Below are 25,593 nucleotides of genomic sequence, written 5' to 3'. Positions count from 1 at the left end.
CATGGGCCCGCGAGAAGCGGGCTCGGGTCGGTCTGCACCTTGCCTGGAGTGGATCGCGGACGGGCGTGAACGCCCGGGAGCGTGAATCTGCCGGGAGATCAGAGAGCTCCAGCGGATGGGCGTTCAGCCATGAATGCAATCCGCTGCCGCGTGGCGGAGGCGTCCGGCGCCGGGCCGGGCCGTCAGCACCGGCCGCCATGCCGCGCCAACCGGCACTGGAGCCCCCTCGCCGGCCCTACAGCGCCATCAATTGCCCATAGCCCGGCACGGCCTCGCGAATGCCGAGGCGGCGCAGCGCATGCCAGGCCATCACCTGGTTGCTGGTGAGAACGGGCATGCCGAGCGCGGCTTCGAGCGGCGCGACCAGCCCGGCCGAGCGGATGGCGGTGCAGCTGATGAAGCAGGCCGCCGCATCCGGTGCGGCACGGGCTGCGGCGCTCGCCTGTTCGGCGATGGTCGCGGGCGGGATGCGCGCCATTTCCGCATTGGTGTTGACGCCCAGATGGCTGCCGCCGGCCACCTCGATGCCATGCGCCGCCAGCCAGGCGACCTCCCGCGCATGGACGGGCTCGATATAGGGCGTCACCAGCAGCACCCGGCGCAGGCCGAGCACGGCGAGCGCCGCCAGGATGCCGTCCGCCGTGCTGCAGGCGGGCAGGCCGGTGGCGGCCTCGATCCGCGCGCGGATGCCCCCGGCCCGCTCCGGCGCGAAGGTGGAGACGGCGGTGCAGTGGAAGCCGATGAGATCCGGCCGGGCATCCGCCAGCAGGCGGGCCGCCGGCTCCAGCGCCGCCAGCATCGCCGTGAGCTCCGCCTCCGAGCTGCCGCGCAGTTCCAGCCGCGTCACCAGGGCCGTGACGCCGGGCGGCAGCATGGCGTGGATCTCCGGCTCCGCCGCGCTGTTGCCGGAGGGCACCAGCAGCCCGATGCGGGCGCGGTCGCCGTAGTCGATGGTTACACTGCCGCCCGTCACAGCGAGGCCCTCGCCTCGGCCAGCCAGGAGCGGTCGATGTAATCGGCCGCCCGGCGCGGTCGCTCCGGCAGCGCGCGGATCAGGCTGCTGATCTCGATCAGCGCCTGCACGCCGGCCTCGCTCGCCTCCCCGTCCCGCGGGAAGATGGCGTCGCGTGTGTATTCCTCCCAGGCGCGGTCGGCATAGCGGCGCTCGATCCCGCTCTCCTGCATGGCGATGCGGCTGGCGGTCTCCTGGTCCGTGTAGAAGCGCTCATGCGCGCGCAGGAAGGCGCGGCAGAAGCGCAGCATCAGGTCGCGGTTCGCCGCCGCCCAGCCGGCATCCACATCCAGGCTGGTGAACTGGAATTCCGGCACCTCCTCCCGCGGGTTGCCCAGGCTGACGAAACCCTGGTCGAGCGCGATATGATCGAGCGGCGCGCCCTGCAGCCCGGCATCGATGCCGCCGGATCGCAGCATGTCCCAGCGCGCCAGGATGGGGCCGCAGGGCACCAGCTCGTAATCCTCCGGCCAGTGCAGCCCGCGCTTCGCCAGCAGCCTGATGATGAGGGAGGAGGAGCCGGCCCGGAGCGAGGAGACGCCGATCCGCCTGCCGCGCAGATCCGCATAATCGCGGATGCCGGGGCGCGCGATGAAGGAGAAGGGCAGGCGGTTCACATTGCCGCCGATGATCTTCTGCCGGCCGCCCGCCTCCGCCTCCAGGATCACGTGCTCGGTCACGCCATAGGCGAGCTGGGCGCGGCCGTCCCGCAGCCGGTCGTTCACCTCCTCGATGCCCTCGATATGGTCGATCCGGACCTCGAGCCCCTCCGCCGCGAAGAGCCCGGCATGCAGCCCGATCCAGGCCGGCAGGTTGAAGTAGTTGCGGGAGACGACGGCGAGCGTGAGGTGGTCCATGATGCCGCTTCCTCGGGACGGTTCCTTGCAGGGGAGGAAAGCACGCCATGGCCGTCATCGCCATCCAGGCCCAGGGCGCCATGGGCGCCGGCATGGGCCGCCACCTGACGCAGCGCGGCGCCACGGTGCTGACCAGCCTCGCCGGCCGCAGCGCCGCCAGCGCCCGCCGGGCGGCGGAGGCCGGGATGCGGGACGCGACGCCGGAGGAGATGGCCGGCGCCGACATCGTCCTGAGCGTCCTGCCGCCGGCGGAAGCGCGGGCCTGCGCGCAATGGCTGGCGCCGGCCCTCGCCGCCGCGCCGCGCAAGGCCGTGTATGTGGACTGCAACGCAATCAGCCCGGAGACGGCGAAGGAGGTCGCAGCCATCATCGCTCCCACCGGCGCGGCCTTCGTTGATGGCGGCATCAGCGGCGGCCCGCCGCGCGAGGACGGCTACACCCCGGCCCTCTATGTCTCGGGCGAGGAGGCGGAGCGCCTGGCACCGCTGCGCGAGCACGGCCTTGATGTCCGGGTGACGCCCGGGCCCATCGGGGCCGCCTCGGCGCTGAAAATGTCCTATGCCGGCATCACCAAGGGGCTGGTCGCCCTCTCCTCCGCCATGATGCTGGCGGCGACGCGCGCCGGCGCGGCGGAGGGGCTGCGGGCGGAGCTGGAGCGCAGCCAGCCCCAGCTCCTCGCCTGGTTCCGGCGCATGGTGCCGCCCATGCCCGACAAGGCCTATCGCTGGGTGGGCGAGATGGAGGAGATCGCGGATTTCACCGGGCCGGAGGCGGCGGCGATCTACCAGGCGATCGCCCGCTTCTACGAGGACATGGCGGCGGACCAGGCCGGGCCGCGGGAGAAGGCCGCAACCCTCTCCCGCTTCCTCGGTGGGCCGGCGCAGGGCTGACGGGACCCGGCCCCGCCTCGCCTACTCCTCCGGCCTGAAGCCGGAGGCGGCGACGATCGGGCCCCAGCTCTCGCGCTCCGCGCGGATGCGCTCGGCGAAGGCGGTGGGCTCCATCACCTCCGGCGTGAATTCCAGCCGTGTCAGCACCTCCTGCACCTCCGCCGTGCGGACGGCCGCGACCAGGGCCGCATGCAGCGGCTGCACCACATTCTGCGGCGCGCCGGCGGGCAGCAGCACGCCGAACCATTCCTGCCGGGTCAGTTCGGGGAAGCCCGCCTCCGCGAAGGTCGGCACATCCGGCAGGCGCGGCGACCGCGCGGGCGCGCTGATGGCGAGGATGCGCATCTGCCCGGCTTGGTGGAAGGGCATCGGCTCCGACAGCACGTTCATCCCGGCGCTGATGACCCCGGCCAGCACATCGGTCATCACCGGGGCGCCGCCGCGATAGGGCACGTGGTTCAGGGCAATCCCGGCCCGCCGCGCGAATTCCACGCCCATGAAATGCGGCGCCGTCCCGGGCGACGGACTGGCCCAGTCGGTCTGCTGGCGTCCCTTCGCCCAGGCGACGAATTCCGCCAGCGTCCTCGCGGGGTGGTCGGCGCGCACGGTGAAGGCGAAGGCAAAGGCGCAGACCGTCGTCACCGGGGTGAAATCCGCCAGCGGGTCGTAGCGTAGGCTCCGGTAGAGATGCGGGTAGATCACCAGCATGGAGGCCGGCGTCTGGATATAGAGGCTGCCATCCGTCGGCGCGCCCTTCATCGCCTCCAGCGCGATGCGCCCGCCGGCGCCCGGCCGGTTCTCCACCACGATATTGGCGCCGAGCGGGCCGCGCATGCGCTCCGCCATGGTGCGGCAGACGATGTCGGAGGAGCCGCCGGGCGGCCAGCCGAGCAGGGCGCGGATGGTGCGCTGCTGCGGCTGCGCCAGGGCGGGCGCACCGAGGGCGAGGGCGCCGAGGCCCCCAAGCGCGGCGCGGCGGGTCAACATGGACATCCTGGTATTCTCCCGGCCAGAGCGGATCGCGGAGGCCGTGACCGACCGAATGCGCGATCCTGCCCGAAAAACAAAGAGCACCGGCGGATCGGCATTCAGTCCCGGATGCCGGTCCGCTGCGGGCGTCAGCGGCCCTTGAAGACCGGCTTGCGCTTCTCCGCGAAGGCGCGCTGCGCCTCCTTCGTGTCCTCGGTGGTGGACAGGGCGACGGTCTGCGTCTGCTCGTAGCGGTAGCCCTCATGCAGGGCCATGTCCTCGACCAGGGTGAAGGACCGCTTGGCGGCCCGCACCGCGAGCGGCACCTTGCCCGCGATCTCCCGCGCGATCCCCTTGGCCGCCTCCAGCAGCCTGTCGCCGGGCAGGCAGGCGGAGGCAACATTCATCCGGTACAGTTCCGGTCCGCTGATGCGGCGCGCGGTGTAGAGCATGAGGCGCGCGTCGGACTGGCCGAAATGCCGCAGCACATGCTTCACCCCGCCGGCAAGGCCGACATCCACTTCCGTCATGGACATGAAGCTGTCCTCCGAGACGAGGATGATGTCGGCGCAGAGGGCGAGCACGCAGCCGGCGCCGATGGCGGCGCCGTTGACCGCGGCGATGATCGGCTTGTCGCATTCGATCAGGGCATCGAAGGCGGCGCGGACCAGGCGGTTGTGGCGGGGATAGGCGCCGCGGCTCTCCGCCATGCCCGGCCGCTCCTTCAGGTCGGCGCCGGCGGAGAAGGCGCGGCCGGCGCCGGTCAGGACCACCGCGCGGACCTCCGGGCTGTCATGCAGCACATCGAAGAGCCGGCAGGTCTCCTCCCGGAATTTCGCGTTCTGGGCGTTCACCGGGGGGCGGTCGATGGTGGCGGTGGCGACGAAATCCTCGACCTCGACGCGGTAGCAGTCGAGGCCCTCGAGCCCTGGCAGCGGCATGGCGGTTCTTCCCTGGACGGTTCCGTCCCCGTCTAGCGCAGATCGCGGCAGGTCGGGAGATATCGGGCCCCGCCGTGGATCGGCCTTCGGACAGGAAGGCCGGACCGCCCTTGCCGGTCCTGCCCGGCCTACCAGACGGGCCAGAGGCCAGGCGTCGCCAGTTCCAGCAGGTGCCCGTCCGGGTCGCGGAAATAAAGGCTGATGCTGCCGCGCGGCCAATGGGTGCGGCCCTCGATCGCGACGCCCCGCTCGGCCAGCCGCGCCTCCCAGCCCGGCAGATCGGCGGCGGTGATGGCCAGGGCGCAATGGACCGGCCCGGCGCCGTCATGCGGCGGGATGGTGCCGCCCGGCAGGTGCACGGTTTCCGTCGTGCTGCCGCGGAGAAAGACCAGCAGCGCGCTGCGGCCACCCACGGGATAGGCGGTCAGGCGCTCATCGCCGAACATCGGCGCGAGGCCCAGCGCCCCTTCGTAGAAGGCGCGGGCGCGCGCCATGTCGTCCACATAGAGCGCGGTCTCGAGCACGCCGGCGAGTGGAGGGGCATCGGCCATGCCCGATCCTCCCTTGGCTCGGCCGTCGGCGCAAGCCACGCCCTGGCGAGAGGAGCCGGCGGCCCCGATATCCCTGGCATGCACCGATGCGCCCTCCTCGCCGTGCTGCCGCTGGCCGGCTGCGCCGCGGAGCTGCCCACCCGGCAGGACCCGCCCGCCGCCGCCAGCCCGGCCGAGCGCCAGCGGCAGCTGGAAGGGTTCTGGGACCGGCAGCGGGAGAAGGAGGCGGCCGACCGCTTCTGGAACGGCCCGCGGGAGGCCCGCCGCAACCTGACCCGCGACCAGATCGAGCGCTGGGAGTACCAGCGCTGGCGCCGCCAGGGCTGGCGCAGCTATCCGTATTGAGGCCGCGCCGCGGACGCCCCGACTTCCGCCCTCCGGCATCGCCCGCCGGGCCGGTGCGGCGGCTGCGCGCCAGGTGGCAGGATCATATCGGTCCGGATGGATGCAGGCCGGTGGAACGCGGCACCGGCGGATGCTTCCGCCCTTCGGCGAACGGTTCTAGCCTCCGCGGGAACGACCGGGAGTCCCGCCATGGCCCATGCCTTCGGGGGCGCGAAGGCGCCCGCCATCCTCCGCAACAGCGACCTCGACGCCGATGCGGTGCAGCAGGCGCGGATCGACCTCGCCGCCTGCTTCCGCATGGCGGCGAAGCTCGGCCTGCATGAGGGGATCTGCAACCACCTCAGCTTCGTGGTGCCGGGGCGGGACGACCTGTTCCTGGTGAACCCCTATGGCTGGGCCTTCGCGGAGATCACCGCCTCCCGCCTGCTGGTCTGCGACTTCCACGGCAATGTGGTGGCCGGCGAGGGCGTGCCGGAGGCAACGGCCTTCTACATCCATGCCCGCGTCCACAAGAACGTGCCGCGCGCCAGGGCGGCCTTCCACACCCATATGCCGAACGCGACCGCGCTGGCGATGCTGGAGGGCCCGCCGCTGGTCTGGGCCGGGCAGACGGCCCTGAAATTCTACGGCCGCACGGTGGTCGATGAGGAGTATGGCGGGCTGGCGCTGGACGAGAGGGAGGGCGACCGCATCGCCACCTCGATCGGGGAGGCGGACATCGTCTTCATGAAGAACCATGGCGTCATGGTGCTGGGCCCGACCATCGCCGAGGCCTGGGACGACCTCTACTACCTCGAGCGCGCCTGCGAGGTGCAGCGGCTCGCCATGACCATGAACCGCCCGCTGAAGGTCGTGCCGCCGGAGATGGCGCGCAGGACCTATGAGCAGATGCGGGAGGGCGACCGCGAGAGCGCCCGCCTGCACCTGGAGAGCGTGAAGCGGATCCTGATGCAGGAGGCGCCGGACTTCGCGCGATAGGCGCGCGGTCCTGCCGGCTCCTGCCGGCCGGCAAGGTCCTGCCTTCTAGGTGCCATCGGCGCCCAGGGCCGCAGACAAGCGCAAGCCTGCCTGCGGGGCGATATCATCCCTTCGCCAGGCCAAGCTCGCGCAGCAGCCTGGCCGAGGTCTCGGTGAAATCGGCGACGAAGCCCGCGAAGCCCTCCGGCCCGTCCCAGACCGGCACGATGCCGCGGCCGCGGAGCTGGTCCTGCACCTCGGGCCGGGCATGGGCGCGGGCCGCGGCGGCCAGCAGCGGGCCGCGCACCGGGGCCGGGATCCCGCGCGGCGCGACCAGGGAGAACCAGTTGGCATAGGCCCAGTCCAGCCCCGTCTCGCGCAGGGTCGGCACCTCCGGCATGGTGGAGAGGCGCTGCTCCCCCATCACCGCCAGCACGCGCACCCGCCCGGCGGCGGCCAGCGACTGCGCCTCGACCGGGGAGCCGGTGAAGACGCCGAGGCCGCCCGCCACCAGGTCCTGCAGCGCCGGCGCGCCGCCATTGCTCGGGATCCAGCGGATGCGGTCGGCCTCCAGGCCGAGCGCGCGGCACAGGCCGGCCGCGGCCAGGTGCCAGGATCCGCCGGCACCGACGCCGGAGCCGGTGAGCTGCCCGCGCCGGCTTTCCCTGAGGGCCGCGGCGAAGGCCGGGAAATCGGACCAGGGGGATTGCGCCGACACCGTCACGCCGGCCGGCAGGACCGCCACCCGCGAGAGCAGGTCGAAATTCTCCGGCCCGAAATCCACCAGGCCCAGGGTCCGGAAATTGGCGAATTCCGAGGTCCCCATGCCGATGGTGTAGCCATCCGGCGTCGCGGTCGCGATGGCCGAATGGCCGGTAATGCCGTTGCCGCCGGTGCGGTTCACGACATTCACGGGTTGGCCCAGCTCCCGCTCCAGCCCCTGGGCGAAGATGCGGGCCACGGTATCCGTGCCGCCGCCGGCGGCCCAGGGGACGATGAGGGTGACGGGCCGGGCCGGCCAGGCCTGCGCGCGGGCGAGCCCCGGGGCCGCGAGCAGCCCGGCCGCGCCCAGCATGTGGCGGCGCTTCATCATGCGTTCCTCCCTTTGCGCGTGCGGCGCGCGGTTGCGCCACAGGATGGGTGGAAAGCCGCCGACCGGCAATCGCGCCGGCCCGCGCCGGACGGGCCGGGGCCGCCCTCCCCCCCGCATTTGCGATGATTCGCCCGGCCGGCTTTCGGCTACGGCAGGGGGCGGGAGGGGAGGCCGCCATGCAGATCCGCCACCAGACCATCGCCACCAACGGCATCCGCATGCATATCGCGGAGGCCGGCGAGGGACCCGCCGTGCTGCTCTGCCACGGCTTCCCGGAAGCCTGGCATTCCTGGCGCCACCAGATCACCGCCCTGGCCGGGGCCGGCTTCCGCGCCATTGCCCCCGACATGCGCGGCTATGGCGGGACGGAGGCGCCGGCGGCGGTCGAGGACTACACCATCCTCCACCTGGTCGGGGACATGGTCGGGCTGCTGGAGGCGCTGGGTCTCGGGCAGGCCGTGATCGTCGGCCATGACTGGGGGGCACCGGTCGCCTGGAATGCCGCCCTGCTGCGGCCGGACCGGTTCCGCGCCGTCGCCGGCCTCTCTGTGCCCTATGCGCCGCGCGGGCCCGTGAGCCCCTTCGAGGCTCTGCGCCGTGCCGGCCGGCACCGCTTCTACCAGTTGCATTTCCAGGCGCCCGGCCTGGCGGAGGCGGAGCTGGAGCGCGACCCGACGCTGACCCTGCGGCGGACCTTCTGGTCGCTCTCGGGCGACCCGCCGGAGGCGGAGCGCTGGAACCCGGACCTGCCGGAAGGCGGTTTCCTCGCCAGCCTGCACGAGCCCCCCGCCCTGCCCGCCTGGCTGCCGGAGGCCGAGCTTGCCCTCTATGCCGAGAGCTATCGCCGCACCGGCTTCCGCGGCGGGCTGAACTGGTACCGCAACATCGAGCGCAACTGGGCGCTGATGGCGCCCTTCCTCGGCGCGCCGGTGCGGGTGCCTGGCCTCTTCATCGCGGGGAAGCGCGACCCGGTGCTGGGCTGGGCAGGCAGGGCGCTGGAGGCGCTGCCGCAAGCCGTGCCGGAACTGCGCGGCCGGGTGCTGGTCGAGACCGCCGGCCACTGGGTGCAGCAGGAAGCGGCGGCGGAGGTCAATGCGGCGCTGATCGGCTTCCTGAAGGGGCTGTAGGGGCGGGCGACCGCGCCGGGGATGCGGGCCTATGGCCCCTGCTCAAGGCCCGCCCGGAGGCTCCGGCCCTCGGCGCCCTCCGGGTCGATCAGCCCTTCCCGCAGGAAAAGGTCGATCAGCACCAGGTTGACGTTGAACTTCACCTCGTCGGTGTCCCGCACCGCCTCGAAGACCCGCCGCACCGGCCAGAGCTCGAACCGCTCCACCTCGTCGTCATTCGGCTTCGGCTCGAAACCCTCCGGCAGGTCGAGGTCGAAGCAATGCAGCACGTCCCGCCGCATCCCCTCCTCCACCCGCATGACATAGGAGACGCGGCCGACCCGGCGGGCTCTGGCGGCCAGCTCGGCCGGGAGGCTCGCCTCCTCCTCCGCCTCCTTCACCAGAGTCTCCTCGACGGACAGGCCGGCCGGGATGCCGCCGGCGATCAGGTTGTCGAGCTTGCCCGGCGCCACCGACTTGTGCCTGGAGCGGTGCCCGACCCAGAGATGCAGCCCGTCCGGCCGCATCACCCGTCCGTTCACATGCACCCCCTGGGCATGGATGCCGAAGGCCGGCAGGGCGCCGCGGTCGAGCTGCGCCAGGACCGGCCCATCCGGAGTGGCCCGGACATCGAAAGGCTCGTCCCGGAGCCGGAAATGTCCCCGCTCGGCCAGGGACCGGGCGATGGCGGCCAGCGCCTCGCTCCGCGCCCCCGGGCTGCGCAGCCGGCTCGCGAGCGCCGCGCCCTGCCCGTCGAAATGGATGTCGCGCGGGAAGAAGGTCAGCGCCCGCGCCAGCTCGGGGCCAAGCCAGCCGACCTGGTCCGGGCCGATCCGGAAGGGGATCAGCCCGGCCGGGGAGGGCAGGTTGTTGCAGGCATCGATATGGCGCTGGAAAGGGCTCATCGGACCTGCATAGCCCAGGCCCGGGGATCGGCACATATCGGCGGCCGCGGGCCGGGCCGCGGCCGCCCCCTGCCTCGGGGCCCGGCCGGATGGCCGGTTTGTCCCTGGCCCGTTCCGGCCTATGTCGGGGGGCCTTCCGGAGACCCATGCCCGTGCGACGAGCCGCGCCCCCGACTTCCGACTTCGTCCCCGAGCGCTCCCATTGGCAGACCCTGCTGAACCTCCTCCCCTGGCTCTGGCCGGCCAACGAGCCGGGCCTGCGCGCCCGCGTGGTCATCGCGATCGCCTGCCTCGTCGCCTCCAAGGCGGCGAATGTCCTGGTGCCCATCGCCTATGCCCGTGCCGTCGATGCCCTGGCGCCGAAGGAGGGGGCGGCGGCGCTGCTCGCGGTGCCGGTCGCGCTCGTCATCGGCTACGGGCTGCTGCGCGTCGCCAGCTCCGCTTTCGGGGAGCTGCGCAACGCCGTCTTCGCCAAGGTGCAGGCGCGGGCGGCGCGGCGCATCGCCCTTTCGGTCTTCGCGCATCTGCATGCGTTGTCCATGCGCTACCACATGGACCGGCAGACCGGCGGCCTGTCGCGGGTGATGGAGCGCGGCACGCGCGGCATCACCTTCGTGCTGAACTTCCTGCTGTTCAACATCATCCCGACCATCCTCGAGATCCTACTGGTGGCGGCGATCCTCTGGGGGATGTTCGACATCAGCTTCGCCGCGGTGACGCTGGCGACCATCGGCCTCTATGTCACCTTCACCCTGCTGTTCACGAACTGGCGGCTGCGCTTCCGGCGGGAGATGAACCAGACCGACCAGGACGCCAACACCAAGGCGGTCGACAGCCTGCTGAACTACGAGACGGTGAAGTATTTCGGCAACGAGGTGCATGAGACGCGGCGCTACGACGAGAGCCTGACGCGCTACGAGCGCGCCTATGTCCGTTCCGAGACCACGCTGAACATGCTGAACAGCGGCCAGGCGGCGATCATCGCCATCGGCCTGACGCTGGTGATGCTGCTGGCGGCGCAGGGCGTCGTCGCCGGCACCATGACGGTCGGCGACTTCGTGCTGGTGAACACCTACCTCATCCAGCTCTACATGCCGCTGAACATCCTCGGCTTCGCCTATCGCGAGATCAAGCAGGGGCTCACCGACACCGAGGCGATGTTCACCCTGCTGTCGGAGACGCAGGAGGTGGCCGACAGGCCGGGCGCCCCGGCGCTCACGGCCGGCCCGGGCGAGCTGGTCTTCGAGGATGTCCGCTTCGCGTACCGCCCCGACCGGCAGATCCTGAAGGGGGTCTCCTTCCGCGTGCCGCCGGGGCGGACGCTGGCCATCGTCGGGCCGACCGGTGCGGGCAAGTCCACCATCTCCCGCCTGCTCTTCCGCTTCTACGACGTCACCGGCGGCCGCATCCTGGTCGATGGCCAGCCGATCGACGGGGTGACGCAGCAGAGCTTGCGCGCCGCCATCGGCGTGGTGCCGCAGGACACCGTGCTGTTCAACGACACCATTCGCTACAACATCGCCTATGGCCGCCCCGGCGCCTCGGAGGAGGAGGTGATCCGGGCCGCGAAGCTCGCCCAGGTGCACGATTTCGTCAGCCGCCTGCCCGACGGCTACCGGACGATGGTGGGGGAGCGCGGCCTCAAGCTCTCCGGCGGCGAGAAGCAGCGCGTCGCGATCGCCCGCACCATCCTGAAGGACCCGCGCATCCTGATCCTCGATGAGGCGACCAGCGCCCTCGACACCAGGACCGAGCAGGAGATCCAGGCGGCGCTGCGCGAGGTCTCGGCCGACCGCACCACCCTGGTCATCGCGCATCGCCTCTCCACCGTGGTGGAGGCGGATGAGATCATCGTGCTGCAGGACGGCCGGATCGCCGAGCGCGGCACCCATGCCGCGCTGATCGCCGCCGACGGGCTCTATGCCGAGATGTGGCGGCGGCAGTCCGAGGCGGTGGCGATGGCCGAGGCCGCGGCGGCGGCGCAGGCGGCGGCCGATCTCGACCAGCCGCGCGCCGGCCGGGCGGCCGAGGTGGCGGCGCCGCAGGCACCGGCCCGCTGAACTGCGGCGCGGGCGGCAGGGCCACCTCCCAGGGGCATCTGCCCCTCCCGCGCCGGTCATGCCCGGCCGCGATCCGCCCCGGCTGAGGCCCGCTCACCTGCACGCAACGCAAGGTTGCCGTGCGCGGCCAGGGGTTTCATGCCCCCGCCCGGCCCCCTATCTGCACCCCCAACAGGAGGGTGCTGCATGCAACTCGACCCCCAGGGCGTGGCCCCGGATGACCTGAGCCATGCCGGCTCGGTGGTGGACAAGGCCATCGAATACATGATGGACCAGAAGATCGCGCCGATCTCGGTGGCCTCGGCGCTGCTCGGCGGCGCGCTCGGCCTGCTCGCGCGCAGCATGGACGACCGCGCCATCGCCGGCGTGCTGCGCAACGCCCTGATGTCGGTGGAATCGGGCGAGCTGCGGGAGATGCGGGACCAGCTGCCGGGCGGTTCCGAGCCCCTCTGAAGACCCTGCCGGGCGCGGCTCGTGCTTGACTCCGCCGGCGCCGCGGGCCATACGCCCCAACCTTCTTCGCCCACCCGCACGCGGCGGCCTTCGCCGCGTGCTGCTGTTTTCGGGATTTGCACCATGGCCCGCCGCTGCGGCATCACCGGCAAGGGCGTGCTGACGGGGAACAACGTCAGTCACGCCAACAACAAGACGCGTCGCCGCTTCCTGCCCAACCTGCAGGAGACGTCGTTCTTCTCCGACGTGCTCGGCACCAGCCTGCAGCTGCGCCTGACCACGAACGGCATCCGCACGATCGAGCACAATGGCGGCCTGGACGCCTTCCTGCTCGGCACCCCGGACCGCAAGCTGCCGGAGGAGGCGCAGACCCTGAAGCGCCGCATCCTGCGCGCCCAGGCGAAGAAGGCCGTCGCCGCGGCCTGACGCCCTGGCGGCCAGGGCAGGGGCGCGCCGCCGGGTCCTCCCGGTCCGCGGGCCGTCCGCCAAGGCTTTCTTCACGCCAGAGAGGATAAAGCCGGGCCCATGCCCGGCTTTTTTCTTGCCCTGCTGCTGGCCCTGTTCGTCGCCGCGCTCGCCCTCTGGCGCGTGCTCCATCTCACGCGGCGGCTCCGCGCGATGGAACTCGCGGCCGAGTCCGCCCGCCGCATGGCGGAGGGCCGCGGCCGCTGCCTCGGCCTGGTGGCGCGGGAACTCCAGGAACCCGGCCTCGCCCTGCTGGCCGGGGCGCCGGCGCTGCCGGCGGGACCGGACCGCGCCATCGCCGCCGCGGCGCAGCACCTGCTGCGGCTCTCGGACGACCTCTCGGACTATCTCTCGGCCGAATCCGGGCCGCGCCGCCTCGCCCCGGAAGCGCTGCCGCTCGCGCCCCTGCTGGCGGAGGCCATCGCCCAGGTCGCGGTCCGGCTCGGCCCGGGCCGGCGGGACTGGCGCCTGGCGGAAGGCTTCGCCGGCCTGACCCTGCGGGCGGACCGCCGCGCCCTGCTCGCCGCCCTCACCCAGGTGCTGGCCCGCGCCGCCCGGATGACGCGGGAGGGCGAGACGGTCGATCTGCGCCCGGTGCTGACGGAGGAGGCCGTGTCGATTGTCATCGAAGATGAGGGGGCCGGCCTGCCGGCGGCGGATCTCTCGCCCGGCGCGGCCCCCGGCACGCGGGGCCTCGGCTTCGGCCTTGCCACCGCCCGCTCCCTGGTCGAGGCGCATGGCGGCAGCCTGCGGCTGGAGGCGCTGCCAGGCATCGGCGCCCGCGCCTGGCTCACCCTGCCGCGGGAGCGGCTGGTGGCCGCCTAACCCTCCGCGGGCGCGCTGACCGTCGCCGCCAGCCGCCGCGCGCCGGCGATCCAGCGCTCATACTCCTCCGGATCGGTCGTCGCATCGCGCGCCACCGTCGCCACCACGGCCGGCAGCAGCCGCAGCACCGTGGATAGGGTTGCCCGGTCCCGGTCGCCGGCGAGCATCGCCGGGAAATCGCCGGCGAGCTGCGCCTCCGACAGGACCAGATAGGGTCCCGCGGCATCCGTTGGGGAAGGCGGCCAGGTCTCGAACACCACCGGCCAGTCGGGCCGCTGCCGGAATTCCAGCGTCGGGCGCCCATCCGCCACCGCCAGCTTGCAGCGCAGCCTCGGCCAGGCATGGTCGCCGGCCCGCACGCCCTCCATCAGCAGGTCGAGATGCCGGTAGCTGCCGCCGGCCGCGGCATAGCGTTCCAGCAGCCTTGCCGCGGCGGCCGAGGGTGCCGCGGCCGGCGCACCCGGCAGGATGCGCAGCGGCACCGGCGCGCGCCGCGCCGCCTCGGGCGGCGGCTGCACGGCCCGCATGCCGAACAGCCGCGCGACCTCGACCCGCAGCACCTCCTCGGGCGCCTCGGCGCGGTTGCGCAGCACCAGCGCCACCACCGCCCGCCGCGGCGGGTCGGGCGGCAGGGAGAGCGCCAGGCGGCAGCTCCCCTCCCCGAAGGCGCCGGCATGCCAGCCGGACCAGCGCGCCCCGGGCGCGGTGGGGGAGAGATCGGCCAGGGCGCCGATCGTCATCCCCTCGGGCTGCAGCCAGAGCGCCGCCTCCAGCCAGGCGGCATCGCCGAGCGCGACAACCAGCTCCGCCCGCAGCAGGTCGAGGCCGTTCAGCGGCACCGCCGGCAGCACCACCAGCGCCTGCTCGCCCGGCGCCAGCGCCGCCACCAGCCGCGCCGGCTGGGTGCCGATCGCCAGCCGCTCCACCCTGCCCTCCGGCAGGCGCGCCGCCTGCCAGATCTGCTGCGGCAGCTCGACCGGCGCGCCGGTGGGCGGCGCCGGCAGGCCGATCGCCTCGCCATCCCAATAGAGCGCCTGCACCAGCCTGCGGCCCGGCATCGCGGTCCAGAGGCCGAAGGCGAGCGCCCGCGCCTCCTCCGGCCCCTCCGCCACGGCGACGGCCAGGCCCGGCGCGACCGGCTCGGCGGTGAGCGACAGGGCGAGGCGGTCATGGGGACCGAGTTCGGCCTTCACCTCCAGCCAGGCGGTCTCCCGCAGCGGCCCGACCGGCTCCGGCAGGTCGAGCGTCAGCCAGCCCGGGACGAGCGAGCGCCCGTGCAGCACCCAGGCGCCGGCGATGCGCCCGCTCTCGGCGCCGTAGAGCCGCACCCGCAGCACCGCCTCGGCGCCCAGCAGCGCCTCCCGCAGATGCAGCGCGATGGCGGCCAGCCCTTCCAGCTTCGTCCCCAGCGCCTGGCCGAGGGCGAGCCGCCCGGCCTTCGCCGCCACCGCATGGCCGCCGGGCGAGGGCTCGGCCGAGGCCACCAGCACCGGCATGGTCGGCGGCTGGAGATGGGCGCTGGCCTGCCGCAGCGCGGCATGGGCGAGGCGCAGCGCCTCATGCTCCTGCCGCAGCGCGACAAGGCCTTGCTGCGCCGCAACCCCTTCCGCCGCGCTGGCGGCAAGCGCGGCGATGGCGCGGGCCGCGACCGCCGGCAGGGCGGCATCGCCGCTCGCCGCCGCGATCACCGGCGGCAGCGCGGCCGGCGCCGCCTCCTGCCACCAGTCGAGCAGCGGGGCCGCGGCCGCCGGATCGGGCGCGATGATGCCGAGCACCTGGCCGGGGGCGGCGGGCAGGGCGATGCCTGGGCCATCGGGCGCCTCGCCCAGCGGATGCAGCCGCGGCGCCCCCTCCCCCGCCCGCAGGGCCCAGAGCGCAAGGCCCGGCAGCGCCAGGGCTTCCGGCGCCGCGAGGCCGGGCAGCAGGATCAGCTTCGGCTGCCCCCCGCAGAGCGCGGCGAGCGCGCCCGGCGCAACCTCCGGCGTCATGCCCCCGCCCCGGAAATTACCGGGGCGGCCACCGGGGCCGGCACGGGCCGGGGCGCCGCCTCGGCCGGCGGGGGCACCAGCGCGTCGAAGCGGGCGAGGAGATCGCGCATGCAGTCCTCCCAGGTCAGGGCGCCGGCGCGGGCCGCGGCGCGGGCGCCCATGGCGCGCAGCGCGGCGCGGTCGGCGGCCAGCCGGCCGATGGTCTCGATGAAGCGGGCGATGATCGCCTCCTCCGGCAAGCCGCCGGGCACCAGCACCCCGTCCTCGCCATCCGCGACGATCTCGCGCACCGCCCCGACATCGGTCGTGACCACGGCGCAGCCCATGCGCTGCGCCTCCAGGATCACCAGCGGCACGCCCTCGAAGCGGGAGGGCAGGACCAGCAGGTCGGCCCAGGCATAGAGCGCGTCCAGCGCCTCCGGCGCCTGCACCGGCGGCTCGATGGGGAGCTCGAGCAGCGGAGCGGCGCCGTCCTGCATCACCGGCCGCCCCACCACGCGCCAGGCGATCCCGGGCGAGCGGGTGGCGGCGATAAGGGCGGCGAGGCGGTCGATCCCCTTCTGGGCATCCAGCCGGCCGAGGAAGAGCACGCGCAGCGGCCCGTCCCGCGCCTCGCGCGCCGCCAGCGCGGCGGCGATGCGCGCCGGCTCCGCCGCATGGCCCGGCGCGTTGCGCACCAGCAGCAGCTTGTCGCGCGGCAGCCCATGGCCGATGCACCAGCGCCGCAGCTCGTCGGAAATCACCAGCACGCCGTCATAGGCGTGCTCGTAGCCCGCCAGCGCATGCGGGTTGCCATGAGGCGCGTCCCAGGAGGCGCGCTCCACCAGGTGCAGCGCCGCCAGGCACCGGACGCCCAGGCGCCGCAGCGGGGCGGCCAGCGCATGGCAGCCGACGGCATGGGCATTGATCACCACGTCGCAGCCGGCCAGCGCCCCGAGCGCATCGGCCGCGCCGGGATGGTCCTGCATGCGGGACAGGGCGCTGCCGAAATAGCCGATCTCGTGCCGCACCCAATCCTCGCCGAGCCCCGCGAAGAGGGTGACACTGTCGAAGCTGCGGCCGATCTCCGGGCCCCAGTCCATGCCGAGCGCACCGGCGACGACCAGATGCGTGCGCCAGCCGCGCGCCCGCAGCAACTCGGCCTGCCGCAGCACCACCTTCTCGAGTCCCGCGAAGGCGAAGACCGGCAGGAGGAAGCCGATATCGCGTTTCCCCGGCGCCGGCAGGCGCGGCAGGGTGGCGCCCAGGCCGATGGCGGCGCGGGCATCGGCCGCCATCATCCGGCGGCTGCTGCGCCAGTCCACGCGCCAGGGCCGGGGCAGCCCCGCCATCGCCTGCCGCAGCCGGCCGAGCCCGGCGATCTCCGCCTGCAGCAGCCGCAGCGCGCCGCCGCCGCCGGGCGGCGGCACCGGCCCGGGCAGGGCGAGGCGCAGCCGGGCGAGGCGCGGCAGCGGCGCCTCGGCATCCAGGCTCGCCACCTCGGGCGAGAGCGGGTCGGCGGCGAAGCGCAGCAGCCGCTCGCTGCCCAGCAGCAGCAGGGCGGCCCCGGCGATGCCGTCCTCCGGAGCCTCCCGCACCTCGAAGGACAGTTGCGGCGCGGCGGCCGCGGCGATCTCGAGCGCCACCAGCTCGTGGTCGCGCAGCAGCCGCTCGGCCCACCACAGCACCATCGCCAGCAGCCCCTGCCGGCGCAGCAGGTCGAGCGGCGCTGCCTCGGCGAAGACGCAGAGGGCTGGCGCATGCACCGCGCCCGGCGCCTGCTCCGCCTGCAGCAGGCGCCGGCGGAAGGCGGGCACCTCGGCCTCCTCCGGCCGCGCCGGGTCGAGGAAGAGCCGCAGGCCGGGCCGGTCCACCTCGAAGAGCGCGAAGCGCGGCGCCTCCCGCGCCTCCAGCTCCAGCAGCGCAGCCGGCCGCAGCAGCGGCGCATGGCGTTCCCGCAGCAGCCGCAGCAGGTGGTCGCGCTGGCGCTCCGCGGCGGCGAGCATGCTCTCGGGCCGCCTGCGATAGAGGAAGCCCCAGTCCGGCACATGCTGGCCGGTGAAGCCGGCGCGCGCCGCCTGCAGCCAGAAATCCCAGTCCTCGAAGCCGGCGCGCATGGTGGCGGAATCGAAGCGCAGCCCGGTCTCGAAGACCTCGCGCCGCACCAGGCTGCCGGCCTCGCAGTAGTTCAGGACAAGGAGGTGCAGCAGCGAGAAATCGCCCGCGCAACTGCCGTTCGCATGGCCGCCGAACTCGTTGATGTCGGGGTAGAACCAGCCCGTTCCCGGGGGCGCGGCCTGCAGGGCGGCCCAGCCGCGCGCCATGTGGCCCGGCAGCAGCCGGTTGTCCGCATCCAGGAAGAAGATCCCGCGGCAGTCGGGGAAGGCCTGCAGGACGAAGTCGATCCCGGCATTGCGCGCGGCCGACAGGCCCCGGTTGCGCTGCCGCAGCAGGAAGACCCGGCCCGGATGGGCGGCCGCGTAGTGCAGGGCGATGGCCGCGGTCGAGGGCGATGGGCAGCCATCATCGACCACCACGGCGGCGATCGGCGGCGCGCCCTCCTGCCCCAGGACGGAGGCCAGGGCTTCCGGCAGCAGGCCGGGCTGGTTCCAGGCAGGGATCACCACCGCCAACCGCACCGCGGCGGGGTCCTGCGACGGAAGGGATGGCACCGGTCCCGGCGGGCGGGCCGCCGGCAGGACATCAGGCAAGGGAGGACCGCAGAAGGCTGAAATAACGGCGCAGCATGGCGGCCTCGTCCTGGACAACAGCGGAGCGGAAAGCGGCATCCACGGATGTGCGGGAGGCGCCGCGGTCGTTCAACCTTACGTGAGCAAGATCTGTCAAGTGCGCAATGCCCCCCGCCGGCGCGATGGCGGCAAGGCGTGGCGCGTCCTCCCCGAAGGCCTCCAGCGCATCGCCCGAGGCGATGACCGGGCAGCGCCGCGCCGCGGCCTCCAGGAAGACCAGCGGGCAGCCCTCCAGCCGGGAGGGCAGCAGCAGGGCATCGGCCGCCAGCAGCCAGTCCGGCACGTCCTGCACATGGCCGGGCAGCCGGAGCGGCCCGTCGCGGCGGCCGGCCCGGCTCGCCGCCAGCCCGGGGCGCAGGGCCCCCTCGCCGAGGGCGACCAGGGTCGCGCCGCAGGACTGCTCCAGCCGCTCCGCGATCCCGGGCAGGAGGTCGGCGCCCTTCGGGAGTTCCAGGCGCCCGGCGAAGACCAGCAGCTTCGCCTCCGGCGGCAGGCCGAGGCGGCGGCGCTGCCGGAGGCGGGCGGCGGCCCGCGCGGCCGGATCCTCGGGCGGCACCGGGACGCCGTTCGGCACCACGGCAATGGCAGCGGGCGGCAGGCCGAAGCGGCCGGCGACGCGCGCGGCGATCGGCGCGGAGACCGCCGCCCAGCGGACCGGCGCCCCGGGCAGCGCCGCGATCACCGCCTGCGCCGCTTCGGGCAGCGGCGGCTCCGGCTCGCGCGGCGCCAGATGGAGGATGGCGAGCACCGGCACCCCGGCCGCGGCCAGGCCGCGCAGCAGGCCGAGGCCATGGGTCGGCCAGGGCAGCGGCGAGCAGCCCGGCCAGCGCCGCCTCCTGCCGGTCCAGATTGGCCGCGAGGCCCGTCCCGGGCTGCCAGCCGACCGGCGCGGCATGAAGAAGGATATCGGGCTGCGCGCCCAGCATGGCCTGGACGCCCGGCCGCAGCGAGGGCTCCAGCGCCAGCGTCACGACCACCCCGGCCTCCGCCAGGGCGCGGGCCAGGGCGGCGCTGTGCTTCTCCGTCCCGCCCAGCGCGGTCGAGGGCAGGATCATCAGCGCGCGCGAGAGGATGCGGCCGCGCGGCGTCACCCGCCCCCCTCCGCCCGCAGGACCAGCAGATGCGCCGGGCCATGCGCCCGTTCCGCCAGCGGCGCGAAGCCGGGCGGCGGGGCAAGGGGCGAGCCTGGGGGGAGGGCGCCATATTCGGCGCAGACCAGGGCGCCGGGGGCGATCCAGCCGGCGGCCCGCAGCGCGGCGAGCGCCGCCTCCATCAGCCCTTCCCGGTAGGGCGGGTCGAGGAAGATCAGGTCGCAGGGCGCGTCGGCGCGCGGCGGCTTCGTCGCATCGGCCGGCAGGACGCGGCAGCGCGCCTCCTCCCGGCAGGCGGCGATATTGGCCCGCAGCGCGGCCAGCGCCGCCCGGTCGGTCTCGAGGAAACTCGCCGCGGCGGCGCCGCGCGAAAGCGCCTCCAGCCCCAGCGCGCCGGTGCCGGCGAAGGCATCCACCACCCGGGCGCCCTCGATCCGCTCCCGCCCGGCCCAGGGGGCGTGCCAGAGCATGTCGAACAGCGCCTGCCGCACCCGGTCCGCGGTCGGGCGGGTGGCCTGGCCGGCGGGCGCCGTCAGACGCCGGCCACGATGCGTCCCGGCGATGATGCGCATGCGGCGGCCGCGCCTACAGCGGATTGCGTTCAAACTTGAACGCCAATCCGCTGCAGTTCCTTGATGGCAGAGCAGATTCACGCATCCGGTCGTTCACGGCCTCCCGCGATCTGCTCTAATCCGCGGGGTCGGGCTTCGGGGCCGCGTCGAGGGGGGCGTCCCCGGCATCCCGCCCGGCGCGCGAGCGGGCCTTCACCTTGCGCAGCCGCTCCTGCGCCGGCGTCTCGGTCTTCAGGCCGAGCTGGTCCCGCAGCACCTTCGGGTTCACCTCCTCCACCGCCCCGCGTGGCAGGGCGCCGAGCTGGAAGGGGCCATAGGCGGTGCGGATGAGGCGGGAGACGTTGAGGCCGAGATGCTGCATGACCCGGCGGATCTCGCGGTTCTTGCCCTCGTGCAGCGCGACCGTCAGCCAGGCATTGGCGCCCTTGCGGCTGTCCAGCCCGGCCTCGATCGGGGCGTAGCGCACGCCCTCTACCGTCACGCCCCGGGCGAGGTCGGCCAGCGCCCGCTCATCAATGAAGCCGTTGACCCGGACGCGGTAGCGGCGGAGCCAGCCATTGGAGGGCAGTTCCAGCCGCCGGGCCAGCTCGCCGTCATTGGTCAGCAGCAGCAGCCCCTCGGAGTTCAGGTCGAGCCGGCCAACCGAGACCAGCCGCGGCAGGCCGGGCGGCAGCTTCTGGAAGACGGTCTCGCGCCCTTTCTCGTCCCGGTGCGTGGTCACCAGGCCGGTCGGCTTGTGGTAGCGGAAGAGCCGGGTGCGCTGCGGCTCCGCGACATGCCGGCCGTCCACCGTCACCAGGTCGCCCGGCCGGATGAAGGTGGCGGGCGTCTCCACCACCTTGTTCTCCAGCTTCACCCGGCCTTCGGCGATCAGCTTCTCGGCGTCCCGCCGGCTGGCGATGCCGGCGCGGGCGAGCCATTTGGCGATCCGCTCGCCGCGCCCGGTATTCTCGCCGCCCTCCTCGTCCTCAGCCACGGCAGGCCTGCACGAAAGCGCGGAAGATCAGCGGATCGGCGGGATCCACCGCATATTCCGGGTGCCACTGGACGCCGAGGGCGAAGCGATGGCCGGGATGCTCGACGCCCTCCACCACGCCGTCCGGCGCCAGGGCGTTGATGACGGCGCCCGCGCCGGCCGTCGCGACGGCCTGGTGATGCGCGCTGTTCACCGCCATGCGCGGCTTGCCGACGATGCTGGCCAGCAGGGTGTTGCCCGCGATGGCCACCTCATGCCCCGGCTCGGTCCGCGGGTTGGGCTGCTCATGCGCCAGCGCCTCCGCGATGCTGTCCGGGATGTGCTGGATGAGGGTGCCGCCGAAGGCGACGGCGAGGAGCTGCTGGCCGCCGCAGATGCCGAGCACCGGCAGGTCTCGCGCCAGGGCGCCGCGGGTCATGGCCAGTTCGAAATCGGTGCGGCCCGGCTTCAGCGTGACGGTCGGGTGCACCGGCTCATCTCCCCAGAGCGAGGGGTCCACGTCGAAGGCACCGCCGGTGACCAGCAGCCCGTCGATCTCATCGAGATAGGACCCGGCCAATTCCGGATGGTGCGGCAAGGCCACGGGCAGCGCCCCGGCCTCGGCCAGACTTGAGAAGTAGTTCTTGCGGAGGGCGTACCAGGGGAGCTTGGAGTAGCCGCCCGGCTCCTCCGCATCCAGGGTGACGCCGATGACGGGGCGGGTGCGCATGCCGGGTTGGTAGGGCAGATCGCCCGGGGGCGGAAGCACGAAGCGCGGGGCGGCGTGAAACGGCCCGCACCGGCGCCGGCGCTGGACCCGGGCGCGTGGCCGGGCGACAAGCGGGCGCCATGGCCAGCCCCATCGAACTCGCCCTTGCGGAAGCCCGCGCCGCCGCCGCGCGCGGGGAGGTGCCGGTGGGCGCGGTGGTGACGGATGCCGCCGGCGCGGTGCTGGCGCGGGCGGGGAACGAGGTGGAGGCGCGGCACGACCCTTCCGCCCATGCCGAGATGCTGGCGATGCGCGCCGCCGCCGCCGCGCGGGGCAACAAGAACCTCGGCGACTGCACCCTGACCGTGACGCTGGAGCCCTGCCCGATGTGCGCCCAGGCCGCCAGCGTCTTCCGGGTGCGGCGGGTGGTCTTCGGTGCCTATGACCCGAAGGGCGGCGGGGTCGAGCACGGGGCGCGGATCTACGCCGCCCCATCCTGCCACCATGTGCCGGAGGTGGTGGGCGGCGTGCGGGAAGGGGAATGCGGCGCGCTGCTGCGGGCGTTCTTCGCGGCGAGGCGTTGATGGACCGGCCCCGGTCAGTGGCCTCTGCGGCCTGGGCGCCAGCCCGCGCCGGGGCCGCTTCTGCGGCCCGCCGCAAGGGCGGCGCTCTTTTCCGAATGCGGTTCCGCATCCGGGCCGTTGAATGAGGGCAGGCCTGGGCGTGGTGGCGTGCCTGCGGGGGCACCCGCCGGGTTCAGCCCTCGGCGGGTTCGACCGCGGCGGATTGCCTGGCGGGCAGGTCGGGCTCCGCCACCTCGACCGGCGCGGCATCCTCCGCCGCCGTGGCGGGCAGGGTGGTGCCGGCCAGGCTGGCCGAGAGGAGCAGCCGCCGCAGGAAGTCACCCCAGGGATCGACGCGCTTGTCCATGCGCCTCACCACCGGTCCGTCCTGGAGGAGGATGCGACTCCGCCCGGCATTTTCCGTTCCCCTTCTTGCATCATCAGTATTGCACATCGCCTGTGGCGCAATCGCGGCAGAAACAATACCGAATGTTTCTAAAGAACCCGTTTCGGCGCAGGATGATGTCACATCGTCGTGATTCACCGGGCGCGATGATTCCGACCTGCCGGCAGGGCCCGTGCCACCGCAGGCGACGCCCTCCGCCGGCCGCGCTACAAGCCCTTCGACAGCATCCGCAACGAGTGAGGAGAATGCGTCCATGATCGCCCGCCGCCGGCTGCTCGCCGCCTCCCTCTTCGTGCCCGGGATCGCCCGGGCCCAGGGCCAGGCGCCGGCGGCGCCCGAAACCTGGCCGAACCGCCCGGTTCGCATCCTGCTTGCCTATCCGCCGGGCGGCAGCACGGATGTGCTCGCGCGCACATTGGCCGAGCGGCTGGCGGTCGCGATCCCGGGACCGGGCTTCGTGGTGGAGAACCGCCCCGGCGGCGCGGCGGTGGTCGGCACCCAGGCGGCGGCGGCGGCGGCGCCGGACGGCCACACGCTGGCGCTCGGCAACAACCAGACCCATGCCGCCAATGCGGCCATGGTCCGGGACCTGCCCTACCGGCCCGTCGAGGACTTCGCCCCGATCGGCCGCCTGGCGGAGGTGCACCATGCCCTCGTGGTGCCGGCGAACGCGCCATCGCGGAGGCTGGCGGAGCTGGCGGCGCGCGGGAAGGGCGGCGGGCGGCTGACCTACGCCTCCTCCGGCGTCGGCTCGGCCAGCCATGTGATCGCCGAGAGCTTCGTGCGGCGGGAGGGGCTGGAGGCGACGCATGTGCCCTATCGCGGCGGTGCCCAGGCCACGACCGACACGGTGGCGGGGACGGTCGATTTCTTCGTCTCCACCTGGCCGCAGGTGGTGGCGCTGGTGAAGGACGGGCGGCTGCGCTGCCTTGGCATCGGCGCGCCGCGGCGGCTGGCGGAGCTGCCGGAGATCCCGACCTTCGCCGAGGCGGGCGCGCCGTATATGGCGGTGGATGCCTGGTTCGGCCTCTGGGCGCCGGCGCGGACGCCGCAGCCGGTGGTGGCGCGGCTGGCCGAGGCGCTGCCGCGCATCCTGGCGGAGCCGGAGATGGTGGCGCGGCTCGCCTCGCTGGGCTTCACCCCGGCACCGCTGCCGCCGGCGGAATTCGCCGCCTTCCAGCGGGCGGAGGTGGAGCGGTGGAAGGGGCTGGTGGAGCTGACGGGCATCCGGCTGGAGTGAGGAGGGCAAGCCTTTCCGCTTGCCCTTTGTGAACCTGCTGGAACGTCATGTCGCGGCTGGCGCAAGCGCCATGCTCGACGGTTTCCGCTTTGCGGTTTGTACCAGCCGGTGCCAAGCCGCACGCTCATACTCAGCAAACTGAGGTGGATTCGAGTCGTCCCATGCCGAGTCTTGGTCAGCACATCGTGGCGTTCTTGCAGCGCAATGCTGGCAAGCGATTCACCGCACGAGATCTGGTTCTCCAGATTTTGGCTGAGCACCCAAGAGATTTCGAAGACAAGCGCCGGGCGCTCGCGCAATCCCGTCCTGACGTTCCTTTTGAGCAGCAGCTTGTGGCTGAAGTCGGTTCATAACGACCAACGCTGCAAAAGCGATTTCCTCAACTAATAACAGATGAATCAGTGCGGCCAAAACTCTACTATTGGCAGCCAGTTTCGGCCGAGGCGTCAGATATTGGCGCCAGCCCGGTGAAGGCGCAGCCAAATCCCACGCAACCGGCGGAGGAAATCAAGGCATCGGATTCAGGCGAGAAGAGCCTGTATGAACCATTTCGGCAATATCTGTTTGCACAGAAGAATATTCTTGCTCTCCGGATTGATGAACGAAAATCGAAGAACAATCGAGGGTCAGGAGCAAACCGGTGGCTGCATCCTGACATCGCCGGCATGCTGCCAAAGGGAGCAAGCTGGAATAGTGAGATTCTGCAATGTGCCCGTGGCTTCGGATCGGAGGTCGTTGAGCTTTGGTCCTTTGAAATCAAGGAAGAGATTTCCACCAGCAATCTCCGCGAGTCATTCTTCCAGGCTGTCTCCAACAGCAGTTGGGCCACCTATGGGTATCTTGTCGCAACAGGCGTAAGCGGCGGGCAAGAGACGTTAGGTGAACTGGAAATGTTGTGCGCGGCCCACGGCATTGGGTACATGCACTTCAACCGAATTATCCCGGACGAAAGCCGCATTGTCATTCCTGCACGGAAGCGCGAAATGATCGACTGGGACACGATGAACCGCATTTCTTCCCAGAACGCAGATTTCCGTGATTACACTCGGCGAGTGTCAGCATACCTGAGCAGCACTTTCCTAGACCCGAAGAGTTGGAGTTTGTAAACTGATTCACTAGAATTGATGCTTCAAAGATACCGCCCGCGCTCCAGGATCTCGAGCGTGTACTCGCGGTAGGTCATGCCCAGTTCCTCGGCGCGGGCGAGGCGGCGCAGCGCGATCTCGCGCGGCACCTTCCAGGCCTGCTTCACCTTCCTGCGCCAGACATAGCCGCGCCAGCTCTCCTCCGGGTCGAGCGGCGGGCCGCCATTATGGCCGGCGCGCGGCGGGGGCGCGGTGCTGACCGGCAGCGGAGGCAGGCGGCGGCGACGGCGCGGGAGCATGGCACGAACTCCAGGTCGGGCCCTGGCCCTGCAATTGCCGGGCCACCCTGGTTGGTCAGGCCTTCTTCTCCCAACCGCGCTGGCCCTGCTGCCAGTAGGACAGCGCATGCCCCGCCGCCTTCGCCGCGCTCCAGCGCCGCCGCGCGGCGGCAACGGCCGCCTCGTCGGCGCCATCGAACAGGTCCAGCACCCGGTCGAACAGGTCCAGGCGGGCGCTTTCGGCGCCATCCACCAGGAACAGGAAGCGCGCCCCGTTCGGCGCCCCCTCCCCGCCGACATCCTCGGCGGTCAGCCAGATCGGCTGCTGCGCCGCATGGCCCATCGCCTTGCTGCCATGCGGCAGCCAGTCCGGGTCGGTGCTGAGCCAGAGCGCGGCATCCAGCGCCGCCACCCGCTCCTCGCTGCCGCAGAGCACCAGCGCGCGGCCGCCCGTGGCCAGCACGCGGCCGAGCAGCTTCGGCAGCGCCTGGTCGAGCGGCGTGCGGGTCAGGTGGTAGAAGGCGATGTCGGTCATGCGTGGGTCCGGC

The 25,593-nt window shown here is 72.9% G+C and carries 28 protein-coding genes; 12 read left to right on the top strand and 16 right to left on the bottom strand.

The window, feature by feature from the left end; all coding sequences use genetic code 11:
• Window positions 1–235: 235 nt before the first annotated feature.
• The gene (locus LHA35_RS02800) at window positions 236–973 is read right to left on the bottom strand and encodes a maleate cis-trans isomerase family protein (protein ID WP_226604205.1); all 738 of its coding nucleotides are present in this window, start codon (window positions 971–973) and stop codon (window positions 236–238) included.
• Entirely contained in the window at window positions 970–1,869 is a 900-nt protein-coding gene (locus LHA35_RS02795; protein WP_226604203.1) for an ABC transporter substrate-binding protein, read from the bottom strand. Before LHA35_RS02795 ends, LHA35_RS02800 begins: the two co-directional genes overlap by 4 nt.
• 47 nt (window positions 1,870–1,916) lie before the next feature.
• Between LHA35_RS02795 and LHA35_RS02790 the strand changes: the two genes are divergently transcribed.
• Window positions 1,917–2,759: an NAD(P)-dependent oxidoreductase gene (locus LHA35_RS02790; RefSeq protein WP_226604201.1), complete on the top strand. Its 843-nt coding sequence runs from the start codon at window positions 1,917–1,919 to the stop codon at window positions 2,757–2,759.
• A 21-nt stretch (window positions 2,760–2,780) separates the two neighbouring features.
• Here the strand turns inward: LHA35_RS02790 and LHA35_RS02785 are convergent, their stop codons facing one another.
• The 3 genes from LHA35_RS02785 to LHA35_RS02775 form a co-directional block, all read right to left on the bottom strand.
• Window positions 2,781–3,752, bottom strand: coding sequence for a tripartite tricarboxylate transporter substrate-binding protein (locus tag LHA35_RS02785; protein WP_226604199.1), 972 nt, complete (start codon window positions 3,750–3,752; stop codon window positions 2,781–2,783).
• 125 nt (window positions 3,753–3,877) lie between these two features.
• Complete coding sequence (locus LHA35_RS02780) at window positions 3,878–4,669, bottom strand: enoyl-CoA hydratase/isomerase family protein (protein ID WP_226604197.1); 792 nt, start codon at window positions 4,667–4,669, stop codon at window positions 3,878–3,880.
• A gap of 128 nt (window positions 4,670–4,797) precedes the next feature.
• A complete protein-coding gene (locus LHA35_RS02775; protein ID WP_226604194.1) occupies window positions 4,798–5,220 on the bottom strand; it encodes a VOC family protein in 423 nt (140 codons plus the stop codon).
• 78 nt (window positions 5,221–5,298) lie between these two features.
• Here LHA35_RS02775 and LHA35_RS02770 point away from each other — a divergent pair, with 78 nt between their 5' ends.
• Window positions 5,299–5,565, top strand: a complete 267-nt coding sequence (locus tag LHA35_RS02770; protein ID WP_226604192.1) for a hypothetical protein — start codon at window positions 5,299–5,301, stop codon at window positions 5,563–5,565.
• Between the two features lie 189 nt (window positions 5,566–5,754).
• Complete coding sequence (locus LHA35_RS02765) at window positions 5,755–6,543, top strand: aldolase (protein WP_226604189.1); 789 nt, start codon at window positions 5,755–5,757, stop codon at window positions 6,541–6,543.
• 103 nt (window positions 6,544–6,646) lie between these two features.
• Here LHA35_RS02765 and LHA35_RS02760 read toward each other — a convergent pair whose 3' ends face one another.
• Entirely contained in the window at window positions 6,647–7,615 is a 969-nt protein-coding gene (locus LHA35_RS02760) for a Bug family tripartite tricarboxylate transporter substrate binding protein (protein ID WP_226604186.1), read from the bottom strand.
• 176 nt (window positions 7,616–7,791) lie between these two features.
• Here LHA35_RS02760 and LHA35_RS02755 point away from each other — a divergent pair, with 176 nt between their 5' ends.
• Window positions 7,792–8,742, top strand: coding sequence for an alpha/beta fold hydrolase (locus LHA35_RS02755; RefSeq protein ID WP_226604184.1), 951 nt, complete (start codon window positions 7,792–7,794; stop codon window positions 8,740–8,742).
• A gap of 29 nt (window positions 8,743–8,771) precedes the next feature.
• On the opposite strand, the gene LHA35_RS02750 is transcribed toward LHA35_RS02755, so the two are convergent.
• Window positions 8,772–9,626, bottom strand: coding sequence for an NUDIX hydrolase (locus tag LHA35_RS02750; RefSeq protein WP_226604181.1), 855 nt, complete (start codon window positions 9,624–9,626; stop codon window positions 8,772–8,774).
• A gap of 146 nt (window positions 9,627–9,772) precedes the next feature.
• Here LHA35_RS02750 and LHA35_RS02745 point away from each other — a divergent pair, with 146 nt between their 5' ends.
• From LHA35_RS02745 to LHA35_RS02730, 4 genes are all read left to right on the top strand, one after another.
• Entirely contained in the window at window positions 9,773–11,686 is a 1,914-nt protein-coding gene (locus tag LHA35_RS02745) for an ABCB family ABC transporter ATP-binding protein/permease (RefSeq protein ID WP_226604178.1), read from the top strand.
• A 186-nt stretch (window positions 11,687–11,872) separates the two neighbouring features.
• Complete coding sequence (locus LHA35_RS02740) at window positions 11,873–12,139, top strand: hypothetical protein (protein WP_226604177.1); 267 nt, start codon at window positions 11,873–11,875, stop codon at window positions 12,137–12,139.
• Window positions 12,140–12,262: 123 nt separating this feature from the next.
• Window positions 12,263–12,565: a 50S ribosomal protein L28 gene (gene rpmB, locus LHA35_RS02735; RefSeq protein WP_226604174.1), complete on the top strand. Its 303-nt coding sequence runs from the start codon at window positions 12,263–12,265 to the stop codon at window positions 12,563–12,565.
• 99 nt (window positions 12,566–12,664) lie between these two features.
• Window positions 12,665–13,429, top strand: coding sequence for a sensor histidine kinase (locus LHA35_RS02730; RefSeq protein ID WP_226604171.1), 765 nt, complete (start codon window positions 12,665–12,667; stop codon window positions 13,427–13,429).
• Here the strand turns inward: LHA35_RS02730 and LHA35_RS02725 are convergent.
• The 6 genes from LHA35_RS02725 to LHA35_RS02700 all read right to left on the bottom strand — a co-directional run bounded on the left by LHA35_RS02725 (window position 13,426) and on the right by LHA35_RS02700 (window position 21,494).
• The gene (locus LHA35_RS02725) at window positions 13,426–15,417 is read right to left on the bottom strand and encodes a DUF6212 domain-containing protein (RefSeq protein ID WP_226604168.1); all 1,992 of its coding nucleotides are present in this window, start codon (window positions 15,415–15,417) and stop codon (window positions 13,426–13,428) included. The two genes, LHA35_RS02730 and LHA35_RS02725, sit on opposite strands and share 4 nt — an antisense overlap.
• Window positions 15,414–18,068 (bottom strand): glycosyltransferase, encoded by a 2,655-nt coding sequence (locus LHA35_RS02720; protein WP_226604166.1) that lies wholly within the window; start codon window positions 18,066–18,068, stop codon window positions 15,414–15,416. Before LHA35_RS02720 ends, LHA35_RS02725 begins: the two co-directional genes overlap by 4 nt.
• A gap of 31 nt (window positions 18,069–18,099) precedes the next feature.
• Entirely contained in the window at window positions 18,100–19,041 is a 942-nt protein-coding gene (locus tag LHA35_RS02715; RefSeq protein ID WP_226604164.1) for a glycosyltransferase, read from the bottom strand.
• A gap of 192 nt (window positions 19,042–19,233) precedes the next feature.
• Window positions 19,234–19,809: a 16S rRNA (guanine(966)-N(2))-methyltransferase RsmD gene (gene rsmD, locus LHA35_RS02710; protein WP_226604162.1), complete on the bottom strand. Its 576-nt coding sequence runs from the start codon at window positions 19,807–19,809 to the stop codon at window positions 19,234–19,236.
• 115 nt (window positions 19,810–19,924) lie between these two features.
• Window positions 19,925–20,785: a pseudouridine synthase gene (locus LHA35_RS02705; protein ID WP_226604161.1), complete on the bottom strand. Its 861-nt coding sequence runs from the start codon at window positions 20,783–20,785 to the stop codon at window positions 19,925–19,927.
• Window positions 20,778–21,494: a gamma-glutamyl-gamma-aminobutyrate hydrolase family protein gene (locus tag LHA35_RS02700; protein WP_226604159.1), complete on the bottom strand. Its 717-nt coding sequence runs from the start codon at window positions 21,492–21,494 to the stop codon at window positions 20,778–20,780. Before LHA35_RS02700 ends, LHA35_RS02705 begins: the two co-directional genes overlap by 8 nt.
• Window positions 21,495–21,613: 119 nt before the next feature.
• Here LHA35_RS02700 and LHA35_RS02695 point away from each other — a divergent pair, with 119 nt between their 5' ends.
• Entirely contained in the window at window positions 21,614–22,057 is a 444-nt protein-coding gene (locus LHA35_RS02695) for a nucleoside deaminase (RefSeq protein ID WP_226604157.1), read from the top strand.
• A gap of 172 nt (window positions 22,058–22,229) precedes the next feature.
• On the opposite strand, the gene LHA35_RS02690 is transcribed toward LHA35_RS02695, so the two are convergent.
• Window positions 22,230–22,403 (bottom strand): hypothetical protein, encoded by a 174-nt coding sequence (locus LHA35_RS02690; protein ID WP_226604156.1) that lies wholly within the window; start codon window positions 22,401–22,403, stop codon window positions 22,230–22,232.
• Window positions 22,404–22,695: 292 nt separating this feature from the next.
• Between LHA35_RS02690 and LHA35_RS02685 the strand changes: the two genes are divergently transcribed.
• From LHA35_RS02685 to LHA35_RS02675, 3 genes are read left to right on the top strand one after another with little or no spacing between them, the layout of a single operon-like run.
• Entirely contained in the window at window positions 22,696–23,682 is a 987-nt protein-coding gene (locus LHA35_RS02685) for a Bug family tripartite tricarboxylate transporter substrate binding protein (RefSeq protein ID WP_226604154.1), read from the top strand.
• A 47-nt stretch (window positions 23,683–23,729) separates the two neighbouring features.
• Window positions 23,730–24,035, top strand: a complete 306-nt coding sequence (locus LHA35_RS02680; RefSeq protein WP_226604152.1) for a hypothetical protein — start codon at window positions 23,730–23,732, stop codon at window positions 24,033–24,035.
• 48 nt (window positions 24,036–24,083) lie between these two features.
• Window positions 24,084–24,788, top strand: a complete 705-nt coding sequence (locus LHA35_RS02675) for a hypothetical protein (RefSeq protein WP_226604150.1) — start codon at window positions 24,084–24,086, stop codon at window positions 24,786–24,788.
• Between the two features lie 23 nt (window positions 24,789–24,811).
• Here LHA35_RS02675 and LHA35_RS02670 read toward each other — a convergent pair whose 3' ends face one another.
• A complete protein-coding gene (locus LHA35_RS02670) occupies window positions 24,812–25,066 on the bottom strand; it encodes a hypothetical protein (protein ID WP_226604148.1) in 255 nt (84 codons plus the stop codon).
• 55 nt (window positions 25,067–25,121) lie between these two features.
• On the bottom strand, window positions 25,122–25,580 hold the full coding sequence (locus LHA35_RS02665) for a DNA polymerase III subunit chi (protein WP_226604145.1): 459 nt from the start codon (window positions 25,578–25,580) through the stop codon (window positions 25,122–25,124).
• Between the last annotated feature and the right edge of the window lie 13 nt (window positions 25,581–25,593).

It is taken from the genome of Roseicella aerolata (genome assembly GCF_020523605.1).
Lineage (GTDB): Bacteria > Pseudomonadota > Alphaproteobacteria > Acetobacterales > Acetobacteraceae > Paracraurococcus > Paracraurococcus aerolatus.
This window is presented reverse-complemented; position numbering and strand designations above follow the sequence as displayed.